The sequence below is a fragment of the Actinoplanes sp. NPDC051411 genome (assembly GCF_040682075.1).
GTDB lineage: Bacteria > Actinomycetota > Actinomycetes > Mycobacteriales > Micromonosporaceae > Actinoplanes.
The window spans coordinates 79,594-104,386 of the sequence record NZ_JBFBAD010000015.1; the positions used below are offsets into that span (position 1 = coordinate 79,594).

Consider the following 24,793-nt stretch of genomic DNA (forward strand, 5'->3'; position numbering starts at 1 on the left):
GGCTCCAGTGATCGGGTACCAGGCGAAAGCCTATCGGCCGGTAGCTATCGACGAGGTCCCCCTAACGGCCGCCCCGTCCCGACAAATCATCGCGCACTACGACAACGCCCCGCGCCAACCGGCGCGGGGCGTCGAAGATCCGACTTTGATGAGGGAGAAATCACGCCGGGAGGTCGGCCACACCCTTGGCGAGGAACCGCTTCCCGGTCACCCGCTCGGAGGTTCCGCTACGGTCGAGGTACGGCGTGACTCCGCCGAGGTGGAACGGCCAGCCCGCGCCGAGAATCATGCACAGGTCGATGTCCTGGGCCTCGGCGACCACGCCTTCGTCGAGCATGAGACGGATCTCTTCGGCCAGCGCGTCGAGGGCGTTACGGCGTACGTCATCGGCGGTGAGCGCGGCGGAGCCGCCGTCGATGAGCTTGACCACCTCGGGGTTGATCTCGTCGTCGACCATGAGCGGAAGCCCGGCGTCGACGATCTTCTTCAGGTTGGGGCTGTCGCCGAACCGGTCCGAGAAGGCGCGGTGCAGCGTCTCGCCGACGTGGTAGGCGACGGCCGGCCCGACCAGCTGGAGCAGCGCGATCGGCCGCATCGGCAGGCCGAGCGGGTCGAGCGCCACGTCGACGACGTCGAGCGGGGTGCCGGCGTCGATCGCGTGGAAGACCTCGCTGGTGAACCGGGTGAGCAGGCGGTTGACCACGAACGCCGGGGCGTCCTTGACCAGCACCGACGACTTCTTCAGCTGCTTGCCGACCTCGAACGCGGTGGCCAGCGTGGCGTCGTCGGTCTGCTCGCCGCGGATGATCTCCAGCAGCGGGAGGACGGCGACCGGGTTGAAGAAGTGGAATCCCACCACTCGCGAAGGGTGCTCCAGGTCGGCCGCCATCTCGGTGATCGACAGCGAGCTGGTGTTGGTGGCCAGGATCGCCTCGGGCGAGACGATCTTCTCTATCTCGGCCCAGATCTGCTTTTTGAGGTCGAGGTTCTCGAACACGGCCTCGATCACGAAGTCGGCGTCGGCGAACCCGGACTTGTCGACCGAGCCGCTGATCAGGCCGCGCAACTTGGCCGCGGTGCCCTCGCTGATCCGGTTGCGCGAGGCGAGCTTGTCGATCTGGCCGATCACGTACGCGACGCCCTTGTCGACCCGCTCCTGGTCGAGGTCGGTCAGGATGACCGGCACCTCGAGCCGCCGCACGAACAGGGCCGCGAGCTGCGACGCCATCAGCCCGGCGCCGATGATGCCGACCTTGGTGACCTTGCGGGCGAGGCTCTTGTCGGGGACGCCGACCGGGCGCTTGGCCCGGCGCTGGACGAGGTCGAACGCGTACAGGCTGGCCCGCGACTCCTCGCCCATGAGCAGGTCGGCGAGGGCCTCGGTCTCCTGCTCGAAGTGCAGGCCGTCCTTGGCCGCGGCGAGCAGTTCGACCGCTTTGTTGGCCGACGGCACCGCGCCGTGCAGCCGCTCGTCGAGCTGCTGCTTGGCGAAGAACAGCACGCCGTCCCACATGTCCTTGTCGACCTCGGGCCGCGTGACCGTCGTCTCGCCGCGCACCACGCCCGCGGCCCACTCCAGCGAGCGCTCGAGGAAGTCGGCCGGCTCGAACAGCACGTCCGCCACGCCGAGCTCGAGCGCGTCGGAAGGGCGCAGCACCTTCTGGGTGAGCGGGTTCTGCAGGATGACCTGGGCCGCGCCGGGCGCACCGATCAGATTGGGGAGCAGCTGGCTGCCGCCCCAGCCGGGGATCAGGCCGATCGCGACCTCGGGCAGGCCGAGCGCGGCCGCCCCGCTGGAGACCGTCCGGTAGTGACAGTGCAGGGCGACCTCGAGGCCACCGCCGAGCGCCGCGCCGTTGACGAAGGCAAATGTCGGAATTTCGCTGTCGCGGAAGCGGGCAAAAACGGTGTGGCCGAGTTCGCCCAGCTCCAGGGCCTGCTCGCGGGTCGTCAAATAGGGAATGCCGGTGATGTCGGCACCGACGCAGAAGATGAACGGCTTGCCGGTGATGGCGATGAACGCCGGATTTCCGGCGGCGGCCACGTCGAAGGCCTCGTCGAGCGAGCGCAGCCCGGCCGGCCCGAAGCTGTTCGGCTTCTTGTAGTCGAAACCGTTGTCCAGCGTGATGATCGCGGCCTTGGAGGAGAGGCCGGGCACCTGGACGAATCGGACAAAAGCCTTGGTGACTACCTCGGTGGGGTGCTCGATCACTTCGACTCCCAGTTCGGGTTCTCCCAGATGACGGTCCCGCCCATGCCGATGCCGATGCACATGGCGGTGAGGCCGTAGCGGACCTCGGGGTGCTCGGCGAACTCCCGCGCCAGCTGGGTCATCAGCCGTACGCCGGAGGAGGCGAGCGGGTGCCCGATCGCGATCGCGCCGCCCCACGGGTTGACCCGCGGGTCGTCCTCGGCGATGCCGTAGTGGTCGAGGAACGCCAGCACCTGCACGGCGAACGCCTCGTTCAGCTCGAACAGGCCGATGTCGTCGATCGTGAGACCGGACTTCTTGAGCGCCTTCTCGGTCGACGGGATCGGGCCGTAGCCCATGATCTCCGGCTCGACGCCGACGAAGCCGTAGCTGACCATGCGCATGGCGACCGGCAGGCCGAGTTCCCGCGCCGTCGCCTCGTCGGCGAGCAGAGCCGCGGTGGCGCCGTCGTTGAGGCCGGCCGAGTTGCCCGCGGTCACCCGGCCGTGCGGGCGGAACGGCGTCTTCAGCGTGGCCAGCTTCTCCATCGAGGTCTCGCGCGGCGCCTCGTCGGCGGTCGCGAGACCCCAGCCTTCCTCGGCGCTGCGGATCGCCACCGGCACCAGGTCGGGCTGCAGCTTGCCGTCGGCGTACGCCTTGGCGGTCTTCAGCTGCGAGTTCAACCCGTAGCGGTCGACCCGTTCCTTGGTGATTTCGGGCAGGCGGTCGTGCAGGTTCTCCGCCGTCGACCCCATGACCAGCGCCGACGGGTCGACCAGCTTCTCGGCCAGGATCCGCGGGTTGGGGTCGACGCCCTCACCCATCGGATGCCGGCCCATGTGTTCGACGCCGCCGGCGATGGCGATGTCCATGGCCCCCATGGCGATGCCGCCGGCCACCGACGTCACCGCGGTCATCGCGCCGGCGCACATCCGGTCGATCGCATAGCCGGGAACGGTCTTGGGCAGCCCCGACAGCAGGGCCGCGGTGCGCCCGATGGTCAGTCCCTGGTCGCCGATCTGGGTGGTGGCCGCGATCGCGACGTCGTCCACCCGCTCCGGCGGAAGCTGCGGGTTACGGCGCAACAGCTCCCGGATGCAACGAATCACCAGATCATCGGCGCGGGTCTCGGCATACATGCCGCCCGCTTTGCCGAACGGTGTGCGGACGCCGTCAACGAAGACGACCTCACGTACTTCACGGGGCACAGCAAGCCTCCTTGCGGGCGAGCCCGACGGTGTGAGGGGAATGCTACTCGTCAGTAACTAGTGGGTGCCAGGCCCACCCGGAAACGTCACAAAGGCCAGGCCCCGACCTCATACCACCACGACCGCGGTCACCCGTTGGCCGTTAGGCCAAGCCCGAGCCGGGGACTCAAAAAGAAAGGCCCGGGGCACAAGCCCCGGACCTCGAACTCTCAACTCTGCGGATCGGGAAGAACCCGGGCCAGCCCGTCGGCGATCAACCCGACCTGCCAATTTCGAGCCCCGAACCCGCGCAACGTGTCACCCACGGTCTGGGCCGAGACCTCCTCCGGCGGCGACCAGGCCAGCCGCCGGATGAAATCGGGACTGATCAGATTTTCCGGCGGCAGCGTATGCGCCTCCGCGGTCGCCACGACCACCCCGCGGCAACGAGCCAGCCGGGCCGCCGCCACCGGATCCCGTTCGGCCCACCGATGCGGCGGCGGAGGCCCGTCGACCGGCTGATTCACCGGCAGCGCGTCATCGGGCAGCGCCCGCGCCTCATCCAGCGCGTCCAGCCACACCCGAGCCAGCCGGCGCACCGACCTCCCGCCGAAACCGGGGATGGCCAGCAGCGTCCGCTCGTCCTTCGGATCCGACTCGGCGGCCGCCACGATCGCCGAGTCGGGCAGCACCCGCCCGGGAGCGGAATCGCGCCGCGACGCCACACCGTCCCGCGCGTACCACAGAGATCGGACCCGCGACTGGGCCCGGGCGCCCCGCACCCGGTGGATGCCCGAGGTGCGGCGCCAGGGGTCGGGGCGCACGCGCGGAGGACGATCGGACCCCGCGACCAGGGCCGCGAACTCCTCGGCCGCCCAGGCGGCCTTCCCCTGCCGTTCCAACTCGCCGGCCAGCAGGTCACGCAGATCGGTCAGCAGTTCGACGTCGAGGGCCGCATAGGTCAGCCACGAGTCGGGAAGGGGACGCGTCGACCAGTCGGCCGCCGAATGGTGCTTCTCCAGCGAGAAGCCCAGCAGCTGCTCGGTCAGCGCGGCCAGGCCCACCCGCTCGAAGCCGGCCAGCCGGGCGGCCAGCTCGGTGTCGAACAGGCGACGCGGCTTCATGCCGATCTCGGCCAGGCAGGCGAGATCCTGGCTGGCCGCGTGCAGCACCCACTCCGTGTCGGCCAGGGCGGCGTCGAGGGTGCGCAGGTCATCGAGGGGCAAGGGGTCGATCAACACGGTCCCCGCGCCGGCCCGGCGCAACTGGACCAGATAGGCGCGCTGGGTATAGCGGTAGCCGGACGCTCGCTCGGCGTCCACGGCCACCGGTCCGCTGCCCGCGGCCATCTTGGCGACGACTTCGGCCAGCTCGGTCGCGGTCTCGACCGGGCGTGGAGTTCCCTCGCGGGGCGCGGTCAGCGGGACCGCGGTGGGGGCGGCAACGGCCTCGGGACCGCCAGACGTCGGGTCGGGCGGCACTGCGTGCGGTCCGTTCTCTACAGACTCCGGCGCGTCCCGACGGCTCAGGGGTGCTTCGTCGGTCACTCCGTAACCGTACGGGGGTACCGCCCCCACCGCGCGCAGCAGGCTCCCGGCGCGTCGGTTCTCGATCGACTCGGGACTTCCGGACGACCCGCGTTCAACCGAATGACACTGGCGTCCGTACTACCTCTCGCCAGCGCCGAGACCGGGAGGCCGTGCCGGATGACCACGACGTACGACCCGTTCGTTCCCGCTGGTGCGTCCGGGGAAGGCGGTTACGGCGGGCGGCGGCGCGCCGAGGAGCAGACCTGGACCGAGGACGAGCGCTGGGCTTCCGAAGATCAGCGCTGGAGTCAGCCGCCGGCCCAGGCCGGCGTTCCCACCGGTCACTGGACGGAAGACCCGCGGTGGTCGGGCGATGCGCGCCCGGCGCCGGCCCGTGCCGCGTACGCATCGACGTCCGGCTACCCCGTGGTCAGTGGCCTGCCGCCGGCCGTGGCGGCGAACCCGGCCGTCGCCGAGCGGCCGGGCCGGGGCTCGTGGGTACGCCCCGCGGTCGCCGGACTGGTCGCGGTGCTCGTTCTGGTGGCGGCCTGGCAGGCGTACCGGATCGAAGGAATGACCCGCGACAACCAGTCGCTGACCTCCGGGCTGAGTGCCGAGCGCGGCCGTACCGACCAGCTGGAGAAGCAGCTGGCCGGGGTCTTCGATCCCGAGGCGGTCTCGTCGAAGGTGCTGCCGAGCGTCTTCCGGGTGCGGGCCGGCGACTTCACCGGCACCGCGTTCTCGGTCGGTGACAAGGCGGCCGGCGGCAAGGCGAACCTGCTGACCAACTACCACGTGGTCGCCGAGATCTACTCCGACGGCGCCCGGAAGGTGACGCTGGAGCGCGGCAGCACGGTGATCGACGCGACGATCGTGAAGGTCGACAAGGGCAAGGATCTCGCGCTGCTCCAGGCCGGCCAGGGCATCAACCCGCTCGGCACGTCGGAGGGCCAGGTCAAGCCGGGCCAGCAGGTGGTCGTGGTCGGCGCGCCGCTCGGTCTGGACGACACGGTGACCAGCGGAGTGATCAGCGCCTACCGGCCGGACGACCCGGACGGCACGACGATCCAGTTCGACGCCGCGATCAATCCGGGCAACTCGGGTGGTCCGCTGGTCAACGCCGACCACGAGGTGGTCGGGGTGGCGACGGCGAAGGCGAAGGACGCCGAGGGCATCGGGCTGGCCATCCCGATCAAGACGGCCTGCGACACGTTTTCGGTCTGCTAGGTCGTTCTTCTAGTTTGCGGACGCCCGCTGGCGGTCGGCCAGATCGGTCACGCCCGGCGGAGGCAGGCCCGCGGTCGAGGCGAGCATCGCGCACCAGCCCAGCAGGTGCGTCTCGAGGCCGTCGGCGGTCGGCGTCCAGGACGCGCGCACCTCGAGGTCGGCCGTCGGTGCCGGCCCGGCCAGCTCACCGAACCGGGTCGAGGTGGTCTGGGTGATCGTGCCGCCGATCGCGGTGTAGGCCGCGGCTTGCTGATCGAGCGCGTCGGTGAGCCACGTCCAGGCCACCGCCGGCAGCAGCGGGTCGCCCGCCATGTCCGCCTCGAGCTCGGCCGTGACCAGCGTGACCAGCCGCAGGTTGCCGTGCCAGGCCTCGTGCCCGGCCGGGTCGTGCAGCAGGATCAACCGGCCGCCGGCCACCTCGTCGCCGCTGCGCAGCACGGTCGCGCTGAGCGCGAACGCCCACGGCGCCAGCTTCTGCGGGGCGGCGATCTCTTCGAGCAGGATCTCGGGGCGGGGTGCGGCCGCCCGCAGCCCGGCGACGGCGCGGGTGAACGCCTCGGGGACAGCGGAGGGGGACGCCATGAACGAAGCGTATGCCGCCAGACCCCAAGGTTCGTCGATCGCCGCGCGGAGTTGGAGCTGTGTTTTCTGGTTGCGCTCCGCAGCCGGCGATCGCCGGGTTTGCTCGTTGTGCCGCGCGTGAGGCCGGCGGCGGTTGCGACCGTGCGGGAGTGGCACGATGGCGCGGTGACTTTGGTGGAGGAATCTGCGTTTGTTAGGGCTTGCCGGGGGCTGGACGTGCCGCACACCCCGGTCTGGTTCATGCGGCAGGCCGGGCGGTCGCTGCCGGAGTACCGCAAGATCCGGGAGGGGATCGGCATGCTGGAGTCGTGCCGCCGGCCCGACCTGGTCACCGAGATCACCCTGCAGCCGGTACGCCGGCACCAGGTCGACGCCGCGGTTCTGTACAGCGACATCGTCGTACCTCTGGCCGCGGCCGGCATCGACCTCGACATCGTGCCCGGCACCGGCCCGGTGGTCGCCGAGCCGGTCCGCGCCGAGGCCGACCTGGCCCGCCTGCGGCCGATCACCGTCGAGGACGTGAGCTACGTCGACGCCGCGGTGCGGATGCTGGTCGGCGAGCTCGGCGCGACTCCGCTGATCGGTTTCGCGGGCGCCCCGTTCACCCTGGCCAGCTATCTGATCGAGGGCGGCCCGTCGCGCACGTACCTGAAGACCAAGGCGATGATGTACGGCGCGCCCGAGCTGTGGCACGCCCTGCTCGACCGGCTGGCCGACATCACCCTGGCGTTCCTGAAAATCCAGGTCGCGGCCGGGGTCAGCGCGGTCCAGCTGTTCGATTCGTGGGCCGGTGCGCTGTCGGAGGCCGACTACCGGCACTACGTGATGCCGCACTCGGCCAAGGTGCTCGGCGGCATGGCGGACGCCGGCGTCCCCCGCATCCACTTCGGGGTCGGCACCGGGGTGCTGCTCGGCGCGATGGGCGAGGCCGGGGCCGACGTGGTCGGTGTCGACTGGCGGACGCCGCTCGACGAGGCCGCGAAGAAGGTCGGCGTCGTTCAGGGCAACCTCGACCCGGCGGTCCTGTTCGCGGACTGGGCGGTCGTCGCCCGGGAGGCCCGCCGCGTGCTCGACCAGGGCCGCGCGGCGCCCGGCCACGTCTTCAACCTGGGTCACGGTGTGCTGCCCGAGACCGACCCCGAGGTCCTGACCCGGCTGGTCGCGCTGGTCCACGAGGAGTCCGCCCGCTGATCCGGGGGTCACAACCGTGCCACCCCGGTGGCCGGAAGGCGAACTCACCTGCAAGGGTTGAGAACGTGCGCAAGCGAGTCGCGATCATCGGTGGAGGCGTCGCAGGTCTGGCCGCCGCGGTGCGGCTGCGTGATCTGACACCGCCCAGCACCGAGCTGATCGTCTATGAGCAGTCCGGCGCCCTGGGGGGCAAGCTCCGCACGGGCCGGCTGGGCGGGGTGACGGCCGAGCGGGGCGCCGAGTCGTTCCTGATGTCGGCGCCCGACGGCAGCGAGTCGGCCGCCCTCGCGCTGGTGCGCCGGCTCGATCTCGAGGACGAGCTGCGGCATCCCGCGGCGATCCCGGCGGCGCTCGCGATCGGCGGCGACCTCGCGCGCATTCCGGGCGGGACCCTCATCGGCGTACCGGGGAATTTGGCCCAGGTGAGCAGCGTCGCCGAGCCGGCGACCGACCGTGACCGCGACGAAGGCCGTCCGCTGCTCGCCGCAGGCGAAGATGTCGCGGTCGGTGAGCTGGTCCGGGGGCGCTACGGCGACCAGGTCGTGGATCGCCTGGTCGACCCGCTCCTCGGCGGGGTCTATGCCGGCCGGGCCGACCAGCTGTCGCTCGCGGTGACCATTCCCCAGCTCGCCCGCACGGCCCGGGTCGAACACACTCTGCAAGCGGCGGTGCAGACCGCCCAGGCCGAGGCGGCGGCCCGGCGCGCTCCCGGCCGGCCGGTCTTCGGTGCCCTCGACGGCGGCATGAGTCGCCTGGTCGCCGCCGCCGCGGCGGCGAGCGGTGCGCGCATCTCTCTCGGCCTTCCCGTACGCGAGGTGGGCCGCACCCGGGACGGCTGGCGTCTCGTTCTGGGGGCCGCCCCGGCTCCCCAGATCGACGAGGTCGACGCGGTGGTGCTCGCGGTGCCGTCCCGGGCGGCGGCCAAGCTGCTGACCGGGGTCGCCCCCGAGGCGGCCGAGGCGGTCGGCGTGCTCGACTACGCGAGTGTGGCCCTGGTCGGCATGGCGTTCCCGGCCGGCACCGAGCTGCCCGAGCTGTCGGGTTTCCTGGTGCCGCCGAGCGAGGACACCCTGGTCAAGGCGGCCACCTTCGTCACCCGCAAGTGGTCGCACCTGGCCGGCCCCGGCGATCGGGTGCTGGTGCGGGCGTCGCTGGGCCGGGCCGGCGAGGCCGGGCGGCTGCAGTTCGACGACGCGGTGCTGCTCGAGCGGGCGCACCGCGAGCTGAGCGAGCTGACCGGTCGGCCGCTGCCGGCGCCGGAGGAGACGTTCCTGCAGCGCTGGGGCGGTGGCCTGCCGCAATACACGCCGGGCCACCTCGACCGGGTCGCGCGGGTGCGCGGGGCGCTGCCGGCCGGGCTGGCGATGGCCGGCGCGTCGCTCGACGGGGTCGGCATCCCGGCCTGCGTCGCCAGCGGGGAGCGGGCGGCGGAAGACGTACACAAAGTCCTTGAGGAGGCGGCATGAGCGAGGCGCAGAGCAACGCGGCGCGCATCAACGAGTTGAACGCGACGATCCGCTACACGATGTGGTCGGTCTTCCGGGCGTCGACGCCGCTGCCGTCGCTGCGCGACGGGCTCGCGGGTGAGGTCGACTCGCTCTTCGAGCAGCTGTCCGGCAAGGATGTGACCGTCCGCGGGACGTACGACGTGTCGGGTCTGCGGGCCGACGCGGACGTGATGATCTGGTGGCACTCCGGTTCGTCGGACGCGCTCCAGGAGGCGTACGGCCTGTTCCGCCGGACCGGCCTCGGCCGGCACCTGTCCCCGGTCTGGTCGCAGATGGCCCTGCACCGGCCGGCCGAGTTCAACAAGAGCCACCTGCCGGCGTTCCTGGGCGGCGAACCGGCCCGGGCCTACATCTGCGTCTACCCGTTCGTCCGGTCCTACGAGTGGTACCTGCTGCCCGACGAGGAGCGGCGCGGCATGCTGGCCGAGCACGGCAGGATGGCCCGCGGCTATCCCGACGTGCGGGCCAACACGGTGGCCTCGTTCGCGCTCGGCGACTACGAGTGGATGCTCGCCTTCGAGGGCGACGAGCTGCACCGCATCGTCGACCTGATGCGCGACCTGCGGGCTTCGACGGCCCGCCGGCACGTGCGCGAGGAGGTGCCGTTCTACACCGGCCGCCGCCGCTCGGTCAGTGAGCTGGTCGACGCACTTCCCTGAGCTGATCATTGGACCTGATCATCGGGACGTGGAGGATGCCGTCCTCCAGGAACTCGGGGCCGGAGGGCTCGTAGCCGTAGCGGGCGTAGAACGCGGTCAGGTGGGCCTGGGCGTCGAGCACGCTCGGACGGTTGCCGATGACCTCCAGCGCCTCGGCGAGGAGGCGGCCGGCCAGCCCGGCGCCCCGGGCCGTCTTGGCGGTCACCACCCGGCCCACCCGCTCGTGGCCGTCCTCGCGCAGGATGCGGAGATAGGCCCGCACGTCGCCGTCGCGTTCGAACCAGACGTGGCGGGTGCCCGGTTCGGTGTCGCGGCCGTCGATGTCGGCGTACGCGCATTCCTGCTCGACCACGAAGACCTCGCCGCGCAGCCTCAGGATCGCGTAGAGGGTGGTGGTGTCGAGGTCGCGGAAGGACGCGGTTCGCAGTTCGTCATGGGGTTGCGGGTGCACTCGCTCAGGGTATTCGGCCGCCCGTCACCCGTACCGGGTCCGGTGCGTTGTTGGGATGGAGGACTGATGATCAAGCGGAGCAGGCTCTTCGGCAACAAGACCCGAGTGACCTTCTGTCTGCCGGCCGAGGAGCCCGCCGGCACGGTCAGCGTGGTCGGCACGTTCAACGGCTGGGAGCCCGGCCGGCACGAGATGGTGCCCCGCCGCGACGGCACCCGGACGGTCAGCGTGACCCTGTCGCCGGGCCACTACTCGTTCCGATACCTGGCCACCGACGGCATCTGGCTCGACGACGACCAGGCCGGGAGCGAACTGCGCGTCTGACCCGGTGGCCCGTCTGACCCGGTGGCCCGTCTGACCCGGTGGCCCGTCTGGCCCGGCGGGTGGTCACCGTCGCCGCGCGTCTCCGTTTGTCTCACGCGGACTCACGAAAAACACGAATAAGTCCTCATTTTCGGCTTAATGTGAGGGCATGACCATGTACGAAGGCTCCTCCGACCTGCACAAGCGGGTCGAGCGGTACGAGGCCGCGCTCGACGAGATGCGGGCCGCCCAGCAGGAGATCAAGAACATCCTGCACGACCAGGTCCTGTACGACCGCTGGCAGCAGCTCGGAGCCGACCTCGGCTTCGTGGTCGCGGCGACCGCGGCGGCCGCCCACCAGCAGTCGCCGGACATGAACGGCCACTCGGTGCCCGCGTTGTCGGACACTTGGGCGGGTTGAGACACTCTGCCGCCGTCACCCCTCTGCCACCTGGGGTGGCGGCGGCGGAGCCGCTACCGTTGCGGCCATGTCCGTCGACACCCAGTACGAAGACCTGCTGCGCAAAGTCCTGACCAGCGGCATCGCCAAGAGCGACCGCACCGGCACCGGCACCGTGAGCCTGTTCGGCGAGCGCCTGCGCTACGACCTGTCCGAGGGCTTCCCGCTGATCACCACCAAGCGGGTGCACTTCAAGTCGATCGCGGTCGAGCTGCTCTGGTTCCTGCGGGGCGACAGCAACGTCGGCTGGATGCGCGACCAGGGCGTGACCATCTGGGACGAGTGGGCCGACGAGGCGGGCGAGCTCGGACCGGTCTACGGCGTGCAGTGGCGCTCCTGGCCGGCGCCGGACGGCGGCCACGTCGACCAGATCGGCGGCGTGCTCGAGACGCTCCGCAAGGACCCCGACTCGCGCCGCATGATCGTCTCGGCCTGGAACGTCGCCGACCTGCCGTCGATGGCGCTGGCGCCGTGCCACGCGATGTTCCAGTTCTACGTCGCCGACGGCAAGCTCAGCTGCCAGCTCTATCAGCGCAGCGCCGACCTCTTCCTCGGCGTGCCGTTCAACGTGGCCAGCTACGCGCTGCTCACGCAGATGATGGCGGCCCAGGTCGGGCTGGCCCCGGGCGACTTCATCTGGGTCGGCGGCGACTGCCACATCTACAACAACCACGTCGACCAGGTGAAGGAGCAGCTCGGGCGTCCGGCGTACGAGTTCCCGCGCCTGGAGATCGCCGACCGCCCGTCGCTGTTCGACTACCGCTACGAGGACTTCACCGTGGTGGGCTACCAGCACCACCCGGCGCTGAAGGCCCCGGTGGCGGTATGACCGCCTGCACCGAGCGGCACTCAGCCGCACCGAACGACGGCCTCGCAGGCGAGGGCCAGAAGGGCATGCCAGGGTGCTCAGTATGACCGCCTGCACCGAGCGGCACTCAGCCGCACCGAACGACGGCCTCGCAGGCGAGGGCCAGACTTGCATGCCCGGGTGCTCAGGGTGACCGTGCACATGATCTGGGCCGAGGCGCACGACCGGGTGATCGGAGCCGGCGGCACGATCCCGTGGCGCCTCCCGGAAGACCAGGCCAACTTCCGCGACCGCACGATGGGCGGCACGGTCGTGATGGGCCGCGCGACGTGGGACTCGCTGCCGCCCCGCTTCCGGCCGCTCGAGGGCCGGCGCAACGTGGTGCTGACCCGTGACCGCCGGTGGTCGGCCGACGGCGCGATCGTCGTGCACGATGCCGACGAGGTCGATCTCGCCGACGGCGAGATCTGGATCGGCGGCGGCGCCGCCGTTTACGAAGCCTTTCTCCCGAAAGCCGAGCACATTTTGCGTACGCGAGTCGACCTGGAAGTTAATGGCGGGGTACGTGCTCCTGAACTAACTTCAGAATGGGTGCTGACCAGCGACTCCGGGTGGCAGACTTCCCGAAGCGGGACTCGGTTCGTTATCGAAGAATTCACCCGTTCGAGCCTGCGAGGGCCGAAATGACCGGTTAGTTTGCTCGGCCGATGCCGTAAATCCTCACCCGGTCAGGATGAGGAAATAGGCGCGGTCCGACGCCGGAGGAAAAGAACTCACATGCCGCAGAGCTTCGCATCAGTGACCCTCTCGGTCGTCACTCCGATGTACAACGAGCGCGAAGCGGTCGACCACTTCGTGGGTCGCCTCCGCCCGGTGCTCGACGGCCTGGATGTGACGTACGAGGTCGTCGCGGTCGACGACGGGAGCCGCGACGCGACCGTGGCCCGGCTGGTCGAGCTGCGGCGGGACTGGCCCGAGCTCCGCGTGGTGGCGCTGCGGCGCAACGTGGGCCACCAGACCGCGCTGCAGGCCGGGCTGCGCAGCGCCCACGGCGACTACGTGGTGAGCATCGACGCCGACCTGCAGGACCCGCCCGAGGTGATCGGCGACATGCTGAGCACCGCCCGGGAGCAGAAGGTGGACGTCGTCTACGGCGTGCGCGGCGACCGCAGCACCGACACGGCGTTCAAGCGCAACACCGCCGGCATGTACTACTGGTTCATGCGCCGCCTGGTCGGTCCCTGGGTCAGCGACAACGCGGGCGACTTCCGGCTGATGAGCCGGGCCGTGGTCGACGTGCTCAACGAGCTTCCGGAGCAGCGCCCGGTCTATCGCCTGGTCGTGCCGTCGCTCGGCTTCTCGAGCGCCGAGGTGGCCTACACGCGGGCCGAGCGGGTGGCCGGCGAGACGAAGTATCCGCTGAGCAAGATGATCCGGCTGACGCTGGACAGCATCACCAGTTTCTCGGCCGCTCCGCTGCGTATCGCGACGTGGCTCGGCCTGTTCAGCTTCCTGCTCTGCCTGGCGCTGATCATCACCGGCGTGGCCGCCTGGGGCTTCGGCGCGGTCGTGCCCGGCTGGACCTCGCTCTACATCGCCGTGCTGCTGCTCGGCGGCGTCCAGTTGATCTGCCTCGGTCTGCTGGGCGAGTACATCGGCCGGATCTATGCCGCGACCCAGAACCGGCCGCAGTTCCTGGTCGCGATGGACACCCAGGACGAGCAGGCGCGTCAGATCGTCGACTCGGTGGAGTCGGTGGAACTGGCGGGTCGCCGGTAACGACCCGCCAGGCGGGACTTCCGTCCCGCTCGGGGCCCGGTCGGCTCAGGCCTTCGGGTCGAGCCGGATGGACAGGCTGTTCACGCAGTGCCGGGTGTTCTTGGCGGTCATGTGCTCACCGCGGAAGACGTGACCCAGGTGCGAGTCGCAGTTGGCGCAGCGGATCTCGGTGCGGATCATGCCGAGGCTGCTGTCCTCGATCTCGCGGATCGCGCCGGGGATCGCGTCGTCGAACGACGGCCACCCGCAGTGCGAGTCGAACTTGTCGTTACTCGGGTAGAGGGCGGCACCGCACGCGCGGCAGTTGTACATGCCCTCGGCCTTGGTGTCGACGTACTCCCCGGACCAGGCGGGCTCGGTGCCGGCCTGGCGGAGCACCCGGAACTCGGCCGGGGAAAGGCGGACCCGCCACTCGTCCTCGGTGGTGGGCAGGGTGGTCTCGTTTGCCATACCACGACCGTACGTCGATGAGCGCTGACGGACGACGAGTGCGGCGAACGACACAGCCGGGTCCGTTGGGACCCTTATGGAAGACGCATCGCCCGCCACATTCCGTCCCACCTGGCAGCAGGCGCTCGCCCGCGGCCTCTACCTCGGCGCCCTGATCGCGCTGGTCGGCCTCACCTCGCTGGCCCTGGCCACGGCGGCCGCGGTGACCTGGACCGGGGTGACGGCGCCACCGTCGTGGGTGTGGGCGGTGCTGGCGGCCGGGCCGCCCCTGGTCGGCGCGATGCTCGGGCCACCGGTCGGGCGGCGTACCGGCACCGAGATCTGTGCCGGGGGCATCCGCATCCACTCGATCTTCGCCGACGGGATCGCGCCCTGGAACCGGGTCGTCGACGTACGGGCCGAGCGGCGCGGCGCGCGGACCGTCGTCTCGGTCTATCTGGACTCGGGGGCGAGCCTGCAACTTCAGGCCCCCTACAGCGGCGAGTTGTTCGCGGCGGATCCCCATTTCGAGAGCAAAATGTTCGCTTTGTCCCATCTGTGGCGTAGTCACCGTTTCGGTGGTCTTCCGGGATGATGACCCGCCGAGCGGTCTTAACGGGTAAATCGGGCAATCCACGCTAAGCTCGCCTCTCGGACCAGGAACCGACGCAACAGAACGGATACTCCTCATGAGCCTCACTCGCCGGATGATCGCCGCCGGACTGCCGGCGGCCGGCGTGACCGTCCTCGCCGCGCTGGCCTTCTCCGGGGCACCGGCCATGGCCTCCCCGACCGACGTGGCGGGCCTCCGCCCGGTCGCCATGGCCACGCCGTGCTCCGGCGGCTACCGGGGCGGCTGTGCCCAGGGCTACGGCAACGAGACGCCGGCCGGCACGCTGCCGACCACGACCGCCCCGGCGCCGGCCCACACCGGGACGCCGACCACGACCTCGCCCGCCACCACACACACCCGTGGGCACGGCGGCTACGGCGGCGTCTCGCCGGCCACCACGCCGCCCACCACGACGCCGACCGGCCACGCCAACACGGTGCCGCCGGGCGGGGTCAGCCCGAGCACGGCCACCCCGGCGCCGGCCGTCACCAAGCCCGGCGGCGGAGTCAGCGCGGGCAGCGCCCTGCCCGTCACCGGAGCGCCGACCGGTGCCCTCGCCTCGATCGGCGGCCTCATGCTCGCCGCGGGCGCGGCCTCGGTCTGGTACACGCGGCGGCGGCGCAACGCCTGATCGCGTACGCCCTGAAAGGCCGCCTGGATCCCTCCAGGCGGCCTTCTTTGTGGCTAGGGTTCGCATCATGCCGAAAGCCGCAGCCGAGGAAATCGAGATCGCCGGGCACACGGTCCGGCTGACCAGCCCCGACAAGATGGTCTTCCCGGGCCCGGGCTACACCAAGCGCGACGTCTTCGACTACTACCGGTCGGTCGGCGACGGCATCATGCGCGCGCTGGGCCGCCGCCCGACCACCCTGCAGCGCTTCCCGGACGGCATCGAAGGCGAGATGTTCTTCCAGAAGCGCATCCCCACCCGCGGCGTCCCCGACTGGATCCAGACGGCGACGATCAAGTTCCCGAGCATGCGTACGGCCCAGGAGCTCTGCCCGGCCGACCTCGCCCACGTCGCCTGGGCGGCCCAGATGGGCACGATCGTCTTCCACCCGTGGCCGGTCCGCGGCGACGCCCCCGACAACCCCGACGAACTGCGCATCGACCTCGACCCGCAGCCCGGCACCCACTTCAGCGACGTGATCAGCACCGCCCAGGTGGTGCGCGAGGTGCTGTCCGACCTGGGCTGGGCCGGCTTTCCGAAGACCTCCGGCGGCCGGGGCGCCCACGTCTACATCCGCATCGCTCCGCAGTGGTCGTTCGTCGAGGTGCGGCGGGCGGCGATCGCGCTGGCCCGCGCGGTCGAACGGCGCCGGCCCGACCACATCACCACCGCGTGGTGGAAGGAGGAGCGCGGCGAGAAGGTGTTCCTCGACTACAACCAGACCGCCCGCGACCGCACGATCGCCTGCGCCTATTCACTGCGGGCCAACGGCCGCGCCACGGCGTCGGCCCCGGTCACCTGGGACGAACTGCCCGACGTCGAGCCGGACGACTTCGACCTGCGCACGATGCCGGCCCGCTTCGCCAAGATCGGCGACCCCCACGCGGCGATCGACGACGTGGCCCACGACATCACCCCGCTGCTGGAATGGTCGGAGCGCGACGAGAAGGCGGGGCTGGGCGACATGCCCTATCCGCCCGACCACCCGAAGATGCCGGGCGAGCCGCCCCGCGTGCAGCCGAGCAAGATGAACAAGGCCAACTGGGACAACGGCGAAGCCTGAGTTTCCCGGTCCCGTCGCGGCCCAGGCTGGGCGGCGTGTGCCCGGGGAACCACGGCACGACCGTCCACGGCCACGGGTGCCCGGGTCAGTCGGTGAGGACGGGGGCGAGGCGGGCGGCCAGGGTCTGGTCGACGAGCGTGAGTTCCGCGAGCAGTGAGCTTGTGGCCGCGCTGAGAGCGCGGGTCAGTTCGGCTTGGTTGAGCGCGTGGACCAGCGTGGCGGTCAGCGGTGTCGTCACGTCGGCCGGGAGCAGGTGGGCGCCCTTGGCGTAGGCGGTCGGGTGGCCCAGGCGCAGGCAGGCCAGGGCGAGGATCTCGCCGCGCAGGGCGCTGATCCACTGTTCGGCCTGCCACCAGCGGTGGCGACGGATGCACACGCGCGCGTGCAGGGCGTGATGCCAGGCCCGGCCGGTCAGTTCCCGGCGGCTCGGCGACGGGGCGTCCGCCCGGGGTGCGGGATGCCCGAAGACGGTCCGCCAACTTGGGCCGTTCGGGCCGAACTCGGCCGCGGGCCCGAACGCGAGGTCGACTTCGAGCCCGCTGGGCAGGAGGAACACGCGGTAGACCGCCGAGCTGGCCGGCAGGTCCCAGTGGTGGATCGCGGCGAAGTCGTGGTGGAGCAGATCGGTCCAGCGGCGCATCGTGGCCTCGAGCGGGCCGTCGACGCCGAACACCAAGTCGATGTCCGACCAGCGATCGCCGCCGTCGACCGCCTGCGAACCGGTGACGGCGGCGCCGATTATGGCGGAGTCGGCCTCGGCCAAGGCCAGGAGCCGGTCGCGGATGGAGTCGCGCTCCTCGATGGTGAACACTGCGCCAACCTAGTGGCTTGCCGTGTGGATTCGCGGGAGCCCGGTTTGGGGCGCAACCATTTACGCAGGTCGCCCGGGTGGGGTGAGCGGTCTGGGCGCGCCAGCGCCCTGCTCGCCCCGGCCGGGCCCTCGGCGTGAGCGGCGGTCCGCACCACCCGCCCCGCTACGACATCCGGTTCTTGATCTTTGTGGGCGGGGCTTCCGAAAAGGCGAAGTAGCGGCAGACTGGGCGGATGGAATTGCCGCTGAATCCGCCGGTCAAGCCGATGCTCGCGAAGCCGGTCGCCGAGATCCCGGCCGGGCAGGTCTATGAGCCCAAGTGGGACGGGTTCCGGTCGATCATCTTCCGGGACGGTGACGAGGTCGAGATCGGCAGCCGGAACGAGAAGCCGATGACGCGCTATTTTCCCGAGGTCGTCGAGGCGATCAAGGCCAACTTCCCGGATCGGGCCGTCATCGACGGCGAGGTGATCGTGGCCGACACCGGGCGGAACACGCTCGACTTCGAAGCCCTGCAGCAGCGCATCCACCCGGCGGCGAGCCGGGTCAAGCTGCTCAGTGAGCAGACGCCGGCCGGGTTCGTGGCGTTCGACCTGCTGGCGCTGGGTGACGAGGATCTGACCGAGCGGCCGTTCGCGGAGCGGCGGGCGCGGCTGGTCGACGTTTTGAAAGGCGCACAACCGCCGATCTATGTCACGCCGGCGACCGAGGATCTCGACACGGCGAGAAGGTGGTTCGCCGAGTTCGAGGGGGCCGGGCTCGACGGGCTGATCGCCAAGGGGAAGGACCTCACCTATCAGCCCGACAAGCGGGTGATGGCGAAGATCAAGCACAAGCGGACGGCCGACTGCGTGGTCGCCGGCTACCGGCTGCACAAGTCGGGTGACGACCGGATCGGGTCGCTGCTGCTGGGGCTCTATGACGAGCGCGACGTGCTGGCCTCGGTCGGAGTGATCGGCTCGTTCTCGATGGCGGTGCGCCAGGAGCTGTTCCAGGAGATGCAGCCGCTGGTGACCTCCTTCGAGGGGCACCCGTGGAACTGGGCGGCCCACGAGGGCGGCGAGCGCACCCCGCGCAAGAACGAGATGAGCCGGTGGAACAACGGCAAGGATCTCTCGTTCATCCCGCTGCGGCCGGAGCGGGTGGTCGAGGTGCGCTACGACTACATGGAGGGCGTCCGGTTCCGGCACACCGCCCAGTTCGAGCGGTGGCGGCCCGACCGTGATCCGCACTCCTGCACCTACGACCAGCTCGAACGTCCGGTGCAGTTCAATCTGGCCGAGGTTCTGACCAGCCGCTGAGGAAGGCACTCAGGCGGACCGGCTAGCCTCGTGCCGAGTCAATGTCGTCGAAAGGCTCCGCCCGTGCCGCGTCTCGCCCGACTGGTCGTCGCCCTCCCCGTCGCGATGGTGGTCGCGCTGGCCGGTTGCACTGTTCCGTCGTTCGCCCCGTCCGGCGGCGGAGCCGTCTCCGGGCAAAGCCCGCAGTCGTCAACCAAATGGACGCCGTGTCCGGACATTCCCCGAGATCTCGTCGGCCAAGGCGCCTCGGGCATGGAATACGACTGCACGTCGGTGCCGGTCCCCGAAGACTGGAACAACCCGGGCGCCGGGCAGAAGTTCAACATCGCGATGATCCGGGTGCGGTCGAAGAAGCAGCACGACCGGCTCGGGTCGCTGCTGATCAACCCGGGTGGCCCGGGCGGCTCCGGCATCGACACCGCGATCTACCTGTCGTTCGGCCAGACCCTGGGCGGCCTGCCGACCGAGGTCACCGACCGGTTCGACATCATCGGCTTCGACCCGCGCGGCGTCGGCCGGTCCGACCCGATCAAGTGCATCAGCGACAGCGACCAGGACGCCAGCTTCTCGGCCGTGCCCGATCCGGTCAGCCAGGCCGACTTCGACTCCTATGTGGCGCTCAACAAGAAGATCGCCACCGAGTGCGGCCAGAAATACGGCTCCGAGCTGCCGTTCTTCTCGACCGAGCAGGCGGCCAAGGACATGGACTCGCTGCGGGCCGCGGTCGGCGACCCCAAGCTGAGCTACCTCGGCTTCTCGTACGGCACGCTGCTCGGCGCGACCTACGCCCAGCTGTTCCCGACCAAGATCCGGGCGATGGTGCTGGACGGCGCGATCGACCCCAAGCAGAGCTATGTCACGAGCTCCGAGGTGCAGGCCAAGGGCTTCGAGCGGGCGTTCTCCAACTTCGCCGCGTGGTGCAGGAAGACGCCGGCCGACTGCCCGATCGCCCCCGACGCCCACAAGGCGGTCACCGACGCGCTCGCCAAGGCCGCGAAAAACCCGGTGCCGGGCGCCGACGGTCGCAAGGCCACCCCGGGCTGGATCTTCGTCGCGGTGATCTCGTCGCTCTACAGCGAAAACGAATGGCGGACCCTGGCCAACGCGGTCGCCAACCTGCAGCAGGGCGACGCCAAAGGCATCTTCACGCTGGCCGATCAATACGCCGAGCGCGACCCCAACGGCCACTACAGCAACCTGTTCGACGCCAACCTGGCGGTCAACTGCGCCGACACCGACGCCGCGCCGTCGGTCGACGAGGTGCGCAAACTGCAGGGCGAGTGGCGCCAGAAATACCCGCTGTTCGGCGGCTCGCTCGCGGTCGGCATGCTCCCGTGCACGTTCTGGCCCGGCAAGCGCGACCCCTACCCGGCCGGTGCGGCCACGGGCGCCCCGCCGATCGTCGTGGTCGGCACGACCGGCGACCCGGCGACCCCCTACGAAAACACCGCCGACCTGGCCGGCATGCTCGGCGTCGGCCACGTGCTGACCTGGGAGGGCGAGGGCCACACGGCCTACCCCAACACCACCTGCATCGTCTCGGCGGTCGACAGATACCTGCTCAACCTGACGGTCCCGCAGGAGGGCCTCCGGTGCCCACCGAAGTGACCTTCCGGACGGCCGTCATCGCCGACCTCCCCGCGATCATGGCGCTGCTGGCGGACGACGACATCGCCCGGGCCCGCGGCGGCTACGACGGCGAGCTGCCGTCCGAAGCCTTCGCCGAGATCGACGCCGACCCCCGCAACGAGCTGGTCGTCGCCATCTCCGGCCGCATGATCGTCGGCACCTGCCAGCTGACCTTCATCCCCGGCCTCAGCCGGGGCGGCGCCGAACGCATGACGATCGAGGCGGTCCGGGTGCGGTCCGACCTCCGGGGCGCCGGCATCGGCCGGCGCATGATGGCGTACGCGCTGGGCCGCGCCCGAGCCCGCGGTTGCGCCGTCGCCCAGCTCACGACCGACAAGCGCCGAGCCGAGGCGCATCGCTTCTACGAGTCGCTCGGCTTCGTCGCCAGCCACGAGGGCATGAAGCTCGCCCTCTAGAGAGTCGATCAGATCCAGTCGGGCAGCGAGGCGTCGCGGTAGCGGGCCCCGAAACCGCCGTCGGGCAGGATCTCGTGGATGGCGGCAAGATCCTTGTCGGTGAGCTCGAGGTCGGCCGCGGCGGCGTCCTCCTCGACCCGGCGGACGCTGCGCGTGCCCGGGATCGGCACGACGTGGTCGCCCCGGGTGAGCAGCCAGGCGAGGGCGACCGTCGCGTCCTTGGCGGCGGCGAGCTCTCCGAGCCGGCGGACGGCGTCGAGGTTCTTCTCGTAGTTGCCGGGCTGCCAGCGCGGGTCGGTGCGGCGCATGTCGCTCTCGTCGAACGACTCGGCCGGGCGCGCGGCGCCGGTGATGAAGCCACGGCCGAGCGGCGAATAGGCGCCGGCGTCGATGAACTCCTTGACCGTGCCCGCCACATCCTCGATCGGCACGGTCGGGTCGACCCGGTGCTGATAGAGCACGTCGATCGTGTCGATGCCCAGGTAGCGCAGGCTGTTGTCGACGACCTCGCGGATGTGGCCGGGCCGGCTGTCGAAACCGTACGACCGGGTGAAGCCGAACTTGGTGGCGATCACGATGTCGTCGCGGAAGTCCCTTCACCGCCCGGCCCACGACCTTCTCGTTCTCGCCCCAGCCGTACAGCTCGGCGGTGTCGAAGAAGGATCCTGATGTTCGTCAACCAGATCGCGATGTCGTGGGCCGGCCAGTTCGACCTCGCCCGGCCGCCGACCGCGACTCCTTCCTGGCCGCCCGCCGCGCGGCCGCCGTCGCGGCGGTCGAGCGACTTTTCCCCGCGGAGGACGCTAGGGTTTCGCCGTGAGTGTCGACGTCGAGGTCGTGCGGTCGGTCGATGACGAGCTGGTGCGGGCGTTCGGACGCCTGCTGCCCCAGTTGTCGCGGTCGGCGAAGCCGGTCGACTCGTCGGTGCTGGAAAAGCTGGTGAGCTGGCCCGGCAACCATCTTCTGGTCGCCCGCGTGAACGGCGAGATCCTCGGCACGCTGACACTGGTGACCTTTCCGATTCCGACCGGCCTGCGCGCGTGGATCGAGGACGTCGTCGTCGACGAGGCCGCGCGCGGGCACGGCGTCGGAGCGGTGCTGACCCGGGAGGCGGTGCGGCTCGCCCGGGAGGCCGGGGCGCGTACGGTCGACCTGACCTCCCGCCCGTCCCGCGAGGCGGCCAACCGGCTCTACGAGCGACTGGGCTTCCGGACGCGCGACTCGAAGGTCTACCGGTTCGTGGCCGACATGAACTGACCGGCCGGGAGTCGGCTCTCAGTGGACGAGCAGGGCTACCAGTCGGTCCAGCTCGGCGCTCGGTTCGGCGGCCAGGCCCATGTGCACCGGGCCGGCGCGGAGCACGGTGCTGCGGGGCGCGACCAGCCAGCGGAAGCGTTCGCCCGGGCGCATGTCGGCCGCCGCGCCCGCACCCCGGCACGTGGCCTCCCACGACGAGAGGGCGGTGCGCAGGGCGGCGGCGTCGGCGTTCGGGTCGAGGGCGTGCAGCCGGTCCTCGTGCAGATGGGTGCGGGCGGCCAGGAAGTCGCGGGCCTGCGAATAGAGCATGACGCCGACGTTGATCAGCTCGCCGCGCTCGATGCGGGGGACGGCCTGGATCACCGCGTACTCGTAGGGGATCCTCACGGCAGCCACGCCTCCGGCTCGGCCGCGCGGGCGGTCAGATGGGCGAGGTAGGCGTCGCGGTCGCCGTCGTCGAGCCATTCGGCCGGGACGAGGTCGATGACCTCGGCCAGCAGGGCGGGGGTCAGCTGGGCGGCGAGCTGCGGGCCCTCGGTGGGCAGAGCTTTCGCGTACGGGCGGAGCACGTGATCGTCCCACTTGTAGGCCCGGTGCACGACGCCGGCGGCCCGGGCCCAGTTGTGGTGGAAATACAGGGTCGCGCCGTGGTCGATCATCCACAGCCGGTCGTGCCACATCAGGAGGTTGGGGTTGCGCCAGCTGCGGTCGACGTTTTCCACGAACGCGTCGAAGGCGATGACGCGGGACGCCAGCGCGGCGTCGACCGGGTGCGCGACCGGGTCGTAGCCGAGCGCACCGGGCAGGAAGTCCATGCCCAGGTTGGAGCCCGCACTGGCCTTGATGAGCTCCTGGACTTCCTCGTCGGGCTCGGCGCGGGCGACGATCGGGTCGAGGTGGATCTCGGTGAGGTCGGGGACCGGCAGCCCGAGCCGCCGGCCCAACTCGCCCGAGATCACCTCGGCGACCAGGGCTTTGGGGCCCTGGCCGGCCCCACGGAACTTCACCACGTACGTCCCCTCGTCGTCGGCCTCGACGACGCCGGGCAACGAGCCGCCCTCGCGAAGGGGTGTGACGTAGCGGATGGCGGTGACCTGACGCAGCACGCCGATCACCCTACTGTGCGGCCCGCGGCCTACTCCCCGGCGTTGGGGGTGGTGTCGGGGCCCTGGCGGCGGAGCTCGTCGACCTTGGTCATCGCGGACCGGAGGTCGGCCAGCCAGTCCTCGGTGTGCTCGCCGACCAGGCGGACGCACCACGCGAGCGCCTCGGAGCGGGAGCGGGCCACGCCGGCGTCGACCAGCGTGTCGAGGACCTGCCGTTCGGGCTGCCGCAGCCGGGTCATCACCGGCGCGGCGAGGTGGGTGAACAGTTCGCTGGTGTCGCCGCAGCGCAGGCCCCAGGCGACCTTGCGCTGGTAGCGGTGCTCGATCTGGCGGGCGACCCGGATCCGGTCGTCCCGGGTGTCCTCCCGGAACTGGTTGATCCGTCCGGCCTGGGCGGCGGCCCGGTCGGCCTCGGTGGCGTCGTCGCCGAGCGAAGGCTCGGGCAGCCGGCCCCAGATGATGATCTCGTCGCGGTCGATCACGACCTCGGGCCGCTCGCTGAACCAGCCGTCGGGGACGGCCCCGGTGACCCAGGCGGGCGCGTCGTCGGCGGGTGGCGGCTCGTTGCGGGCGCCGGGCGGAGTGGGACGGTAGCGCATCATGACCTCCCAGAGGATTACTTGATTACATGATTACGCCGTTGCGACGACTTCGGCCAGGGTTGTTCGCCGCAAGAAGAAAAGCCACGCCAAGCCAACCGTGGGCAGAGAGCGGCCCCGCACCCGGAAAGGATGCGGGGCCCGGTTCAGTTACGGACGCGGTTGTCCAATGGCTGGGGCTGGGCGGCCCACCACTCCTCCGGCACCAGGTCGTGCATCTCGTCGGCCAGGGCCTTGAGGGGCCCGGCGGTGGCGTGGCCGTGATGGGCGTCGGCGAGGCCGCGCGCCCGGACGGACCACTCGGCCAACTGTTCGCAGGTGATCGCTACCTGATAGTCCATCTTTCGAGGCTAGGACCGGTCTCGCGCCCAGGTTGCCGCTTTCATGTTCGGACCGGCCGGTAGTGGGAGTGAACAGCGGCCTGGCCGGTGTAGTTCGCTCCGGCGCGGTCGTCGGCCCCGAGGTAGGCGTAGGGCAGGTCGAGGTCGCGCGGCCCGGTGCAGCTGATCCGGTGGCGGCGGGCGTCATAGGTCAAGCCGGCGGCGCGGAGCAGCGCGGTCAGGCGGCGTCCGGCCGGGCGGCCGTCCGGGAGCCGGACGCTCGTGAGATCGAGGTCGGCGACGAACATCCCGGCCGGTGTCAGCCAGCGCAGCACCCGCGCGAGCACGCCCAGCTTGTCGCCGACGTAGTGCAGCCCGTGCACGCACGTGACCAGGTCGAAGGAATGGGCCGGCGTCCACGTCTCGACGGGCTCCGCGATCAGGGTCGGCCCCGGACCGGTCGCGAACGCGTCGACCAGGTCGACTCCGACCAGTCGGGCGCCCGGGCGGCGAGCGGCGGCCTCGATCAAGGCGGACCCGCTGCCGCAACACAGGTCGAGCCACCCGCTGCCGATCCGGTCGAGCGGGTCGAAGCCGAGCTCCCGCGCATAGCTGCTGAGCCGGCGCTCCCGGTTCATCGCGTTGTTGGCGACCACCGAGGATTCGTGCAGGGCCGGGTCGTCGAGCAGCACAATCCCGATCTT

29 protein-coding genes are annotated in these 24,793 nt (G+C 70.8%); 16 read left to right on the forward strand and 13 right to left on the reverse strand.

The window, feature by feature from the left end; translation table 11 throughout:
• Window positions 1-160 precede the first annotated feature (160 nt).
• The 3 genes from AB0M88_RS11215 to AB0M88_RS11225 form a co-directional block, all read right to left on the reverse strand.
• On the reverse strand, window positions 161-2,212 hold the full coding sequence (locus tag AB0M88_RS11215) for a 3-hydroxyacyl-CoA dehydrogenase NAD-binding domain-containing protein (protein WP_364098950.1): 2,052 nt from the start codon (window positions 2,210-2,212) through the stop codon (window positions 161-163).
• Window positions 2,209-3,399 (reverse strand): thiolase family protein, encoded by a 1,191-nt coding sequence (locus AB0M88_RS11220; protein WP_364098953.1) that lies wholly within the window; start codon window positions 3,397-3,399, stop codon window positions 2,209-2,211. The genes AB0M88_RS11215 and AB0M88_RS11220 overlap by 4 nt, the downstream gene beginning before the upstream one ends.
• Before the next feature lie 209 nt (window positions 3,400-3,608).
• Entirely contained in the window at window positions 3,609-4,859 is a 1,251-nt protein-coding gene (locus AB0M88_RS11225; protein WP_364099080.1) for an HRDC domain-containing protein, read from the reverse strand.
• 225 nt (window positions 4,860-5,084) lie between these two features.
• Between AB0M88_RS11225 and AB0M88_RS11230 the strand changes: the two genes are divergently transcribed.
• A complete protein-coding gene (locus AB0M88_RS11230) occupies window positions 5,085-6,134 on the forward strand; it encodes a trypsin-like peptidase domain-containing protein (RefSeq protein ID WP_364098956.1) in 1,050 nt (349 codons plus the stop codon).
• A gap of 9 nt (window positions 6,135-6,143) precedes the next feature.
• On the opposite strand, the gene AB0M88_RS11235 is transcribed toward AB0M88_RS11230, so the two are convergent.
• Window positions 6,144-6,716 carry a DUF3000 domain-containing protein gene (locus AB0M88_RS11235; protein ID WP_364098959.1) on the reverse strand — a complete coding sequence of 191 codons (573 nt, stop codon included), beginning with the start codon at window positions 6,714-6,716 and terminating at the stop codon, window positions 6,144-6,146.
• Window positions 6,717-6,857: 141 nt separating this feature from the next.
• Here AB0M88_RS11235 and hemE point away from each other — a divergent pair, with 141 nt between their 5' ends.
• From hemE to hemQ, 3 genes are all read left to right on the forward strand, one after another.
• A complete protein-coding gene (hemE, locus tag AB0M88_RS11240; protein WP_364098962.1) occupies window positions 6,858-7,907 on the forward strand; it encodes a uroporphyrinogen decarboxylase in 1,050 nt (349 codons plus the stop codon).
• 65 nt (window positions 7,908-7,972) lie between these two features.
• Window positions 7,973-9,373, forward strand: a complete 1,401-nt coding sequence (gene hemG / locus AB0M88_RS11245; protein WP_364098965.1) for a protoporphyrinogen oxidase — start codon at window positions 7,973-7,975, stop codon at window positions 9,371-9,373.
• Window positions 9,370-10,074, forward strand: coding sequence for a hydrogen peroxide-dependent heme synthase (gene hemQ / locus AB0M88_RS11250; protein WP_364098968.1), 705 nt, complete (start codon window positions 9,370-9,372; stop codon window positions 10,072-10,074). Before hemG ends, hemQ begins: the two co-directional genes overlap by 4 nt.
• On the opposite strand, the gene AB0M88_RS11255 is transcribed toward hemQ, so the two are convergent.
• Window positions 10,046-10,525, reverse strand: a complete 480-nt coding sequence (locus AB0M88_RS11255) for a GNAT family N-acetyltransferase (protein WP_364098971.1) — start codon at window positions 10,523-10,525, stop codon at window positions 10,046-10,048. The two genes, hemQ and AB0M88_RS11255, sit on opposite strands and share 29 nt — an antisense overlap.
• Before the next feature lie 66 nt (window positions 10,526-10,591).
• Between AB0M88_RS11255 and AB0M88_RS11260 the strand changes: the two genes are divergently transcribed.
• The 5 genes from AB0M88_RS11260 (at window position 10,592) to AB0M88_RS11280 (ending at window position 13,875) form a co-directional block, all read left to right on the forward strand.
• The gene (locus tag AB0M88_RS11260; protein ID WP_364098974.1) at window positions 10,592-10,849 is read left to right on the forward strand and encodes an isoamylase early set domain-containing protein; all 258 of its coding nucleotides are present in this window, start codon (window positions 10,592-10,594) and stop codon (window positions 10,847-10,849) included.
• A 148-nt stretch (window positions 10,850-10,997) separates the two neighbouring features.
• Window positions 10,998-11,249 carry a hypothetical protein gene (locus AB0M88_RS11265; protein ID WP_364098977.1) on the forward strand — a complete coding sequence of 84 codons (252 nt, stop codon included), beginning with the start codon at window positions 10,998-11,000 and terminating at the stop codon, window positions 11,247-11,249.
• A 67-nt stretch (window positions 11,250-11,316) separates the two neighbouring features.
• Window positions 11,317-12,117: a thymidylate synthase gene (locus AB0M88_RS11270; RefSeq protein ID WP_364098980.1), complete on the forward strand. Its 801-nt coding sequence runs from the start codon at window positions 11,317-11,319 to the stop codon at window positions 12,115-12,117.
• A 159-nt stretch (window positions 12,118-12,276) separates the two neighbouring features.
• The gene (locus AB0M88_RS11275; protein ID WP_364098983.1) at window positions 12,277-12,783 is read left to right on the forward strand and encodes a dihydrofolate reductase; all 507 of its coding nucleotides are present in this window, start codon (window positions 12,277-12,279) and stop codon (window positions 12,781-12,783) included.
• A 90-nt stretch (window positions 12,784-12,873) separates the two neighbouring features.
• Window positions 12,874-13,875: a glycosyltransferase family 2 protein gene (locus AB0M88_RS11280; protein WP_364098986.1), complete on the forward strand. Its 1,002-nt coding sequence runs from the start codon at window positions 12,874-12,876 to the stop codon at window positions 13,873-13,875.
• A 45-nt stretch (window positions 13,876-13,920) separates the two neighbouring features.
• On the opposite strand, the gene msrB is transcribed toward AB0M88_RS11280, so the two are convergent.
• Window positions 13,921-14,325 (reverse strand): peptide-methionine (R)-S-oxide reductase MsrB, encoded by a 405-nt coding sequence (gene msrB / locus AB0M88_RS11285; protein WP_364098989.1) that lies wholly within the window; start codon window positions 14,323-14,325, stop codon window positions 13,921-13,923.
• 76 nt (window positions 14,326-14,401) lie between these two features.
• Between msrB and AB0M88_RS11290 the strand changes: the two genes are divergently transcribed.
• The 3 genes from AB0M88_RS11290 (at window position 14,402) to ligD (ending at window position 16,650) form a co-directional block, all read left to right on the forward strand.
• Window positions 14,402-14,899, forward strand: a complete 498-nt coding sequence (locus tag AB0M88_RS11290) for a hypothetical protein (RefSeq protein WP_364098992.1) — start codon at window positions 14,402-14,404, stop codon at window positions 14,897-14,899.
• 94 nt (window positions 14,900-14,993) lie between these two features.
• On the forward strand, window positions 14,994-15,548 hold the full coding sequence (locus tag AB0M88_RS11295) for an LPXTG cell wall anchor domain-containing protein (RefSeq protein ID WP_364098995.1): 555 nt from the start codon (window positions 14,994-14,996) through the stop codon (window positions 15,546-15,548).
• Window positions 15,549-15,615: 67 nt separating this feature from the next.
• A complete protein-coding gene (gene ligD / locus AB0M88_RS11300; protein ID WP_364098998.1) occupies window positions 15,616-16,650 on the forward strand; it encodes a non-homologous end-joining DNA ligase in 1,035 nt (344 codons plus the stop codon).
• Between the two features lie 85 nt (window positions 16,651-16,735).
• Here the strand turns inward: ligD and AB0M88_RS11305 are convergent, their stop codons facing one another.
• Complete coding sequence (locus AB0M88_RS11305; RefSeq protein WP_364099001.1) at window positions 16,736-17,461, reverse strand: hypothetical protein; 726 nt, start codon at window positions 17,459-17,461, stop codon at window positions 16,736-16,738.
• A gap of 233 nt (window positions 17,462-17,694) precedes the next feature.
• On the opposite strand from AB0M88_RS11305, the gene AB0M88_RS11310 reads away from it, so the two are divergent.
• The 3 genes from AB0M88_RS11310 (at window position 17,695) to AB0M88_RS11320 (ending at window position 20,807) form a co-directional block, all read left to right on the forward strand.
• A complete protein-coding gene (locus tag AB0M88_RS11310) occupies window positions 17,695-18,762 on the forward strand; it encodes an ATP-dependent DNA ligase (RefSeq protein WP_364099004.1) in 1,068 nt (355 codons plus the stop codon).
• Window positions 18,763-18,867: 105 nt separating this feature from the next.
• Window positions 18,868-20,370: an alpha/beta hydrolase gene (locus tag AB0M88_RS11315; RefSeq protein ID WP_364099083.1), complete on the forward strand. Its 1,503-nt coding sequence runs from the start codon at window positions 18,868-18,870 to the stop codon at window positions 20,368-20,370.
• A 38-nt stretch (window positions 20,371-20,408) separates the two neighbouring features.
• Window positions 20,409-20,807, forward strand: a complete 399-nt coding sequence (locus AB0M88_RS11320) for a GNAT family N-acetyltransferase (protein WP_364099086.1) — start codon at window positions 20,409-20,411, stop codon at window positions 20,805-20,807.
• An 8-nt stretch (window positions 20,808-20,815) separates the two neighbouring features.
• Here the strand turns inward: AB0M88_RS11320 and AB0M88_RS11325 are convergent, their stop codons facing one another.
• The gene (locus AB0M88_RS11325) at window positions 20,816-21,382 is read right to left on the reverse strand and encodes an aldo/keto reductase (RefSeq protein ID WP_364099007.1); all 567 of its coding nucleotides are present in this window, start codon (window positions 21,380-21,382) and stop codon (window positions 20,816-20,818) included.
• A gap of 241 nt (window positions 21,383-21,623) precedes the next feature.
• On the opposite strand from AB0M88_RS11325, the gene AB0M88_RS11330 reads away from it, so the two are divergent.
• Window positions 21,624-22,064 (forward strand): GNAT family N-acetyltransferase, encoded by a 441-nt coding sequence (locus AB0M88_RS11330; RefSeq protein WP_364099010.1) that lies wholly within the window; start codon window positions 21,624-21,626, stop codon window positions 22,062-22,064.
• Between the two features lie 18 nt (window positions 22,065-22,082).
• Here the strand turns inward: AB0M88_RS11330 and AB0M88_RS11335 are convergent, their stop codons facing one another.
• From AB0M88_RS11335 to AB0M88_RS11355, 5 genes are all read right to left on the reverse strand, one after another.
• A complete protein-coding gene (locus AB0M88_RS11335; protein ID WP_364099013.1) occupies window positions 22,083-22,451 on the reverse strand; it encodes a DUF3037 domain-containing protein in 369 nt (122 codons plus the stop codon).
• Window positions 22,448-23,170, reverse strand: coding sequence for a HipA family kinase (locus AB0M88_RS11340; protein WP_364099016.1), 723 nt, complete (start codon window positions 23,168-23,170; stop codon window positions 22,448-22,450). Before AB0M88_RS11340 ends, AB0M88_RS11335 begins: the two co-directional genes overlap by 4 nt.
• A 29-nt stretch (window positions 23,171-23,199) precedes the next feature.
• The gene (locus AB0M88_RS11345) at window positions 23,200-23,772 is read right to left on the reverse strand and encodes a hypothetical protein (RefSeq protein WP_364099019.1); all 573 of its coding nucleotides are present in this window, start codon (window positions 23,770-23,772) and stop codon (window positions 23,200-23,202) included.
• Window positions 23,773-23,915: 143 nt separating this feature from the next.
• Window positions 23,916-24,110 carry a hypothetical protein gene (locus AB0M88_RS11350; RefSeq protein WP_364099022.1) on the reverse strand — a complete coding sequence of 65 codons (195 nt, stop codon included), beginning with the start codon at window positions 24,108-24,110 and terminating at the stop codon, window positions 23,916-23,918.
• A gap of 41 nt (window positions 24,111-24,151) precedes the next feature.
• Entirely contained in the window at window positions 24,152-24,781 is a 630-nt protein-coding gene (locus AB0M88_RS11355) for a class I SAM-dependent methyltransferase (protein WP_364099025.1), read from the reverse strand.
• Between the last annotated feature and the right edge of the window lie 12 nt (window positions 24,782-24,793).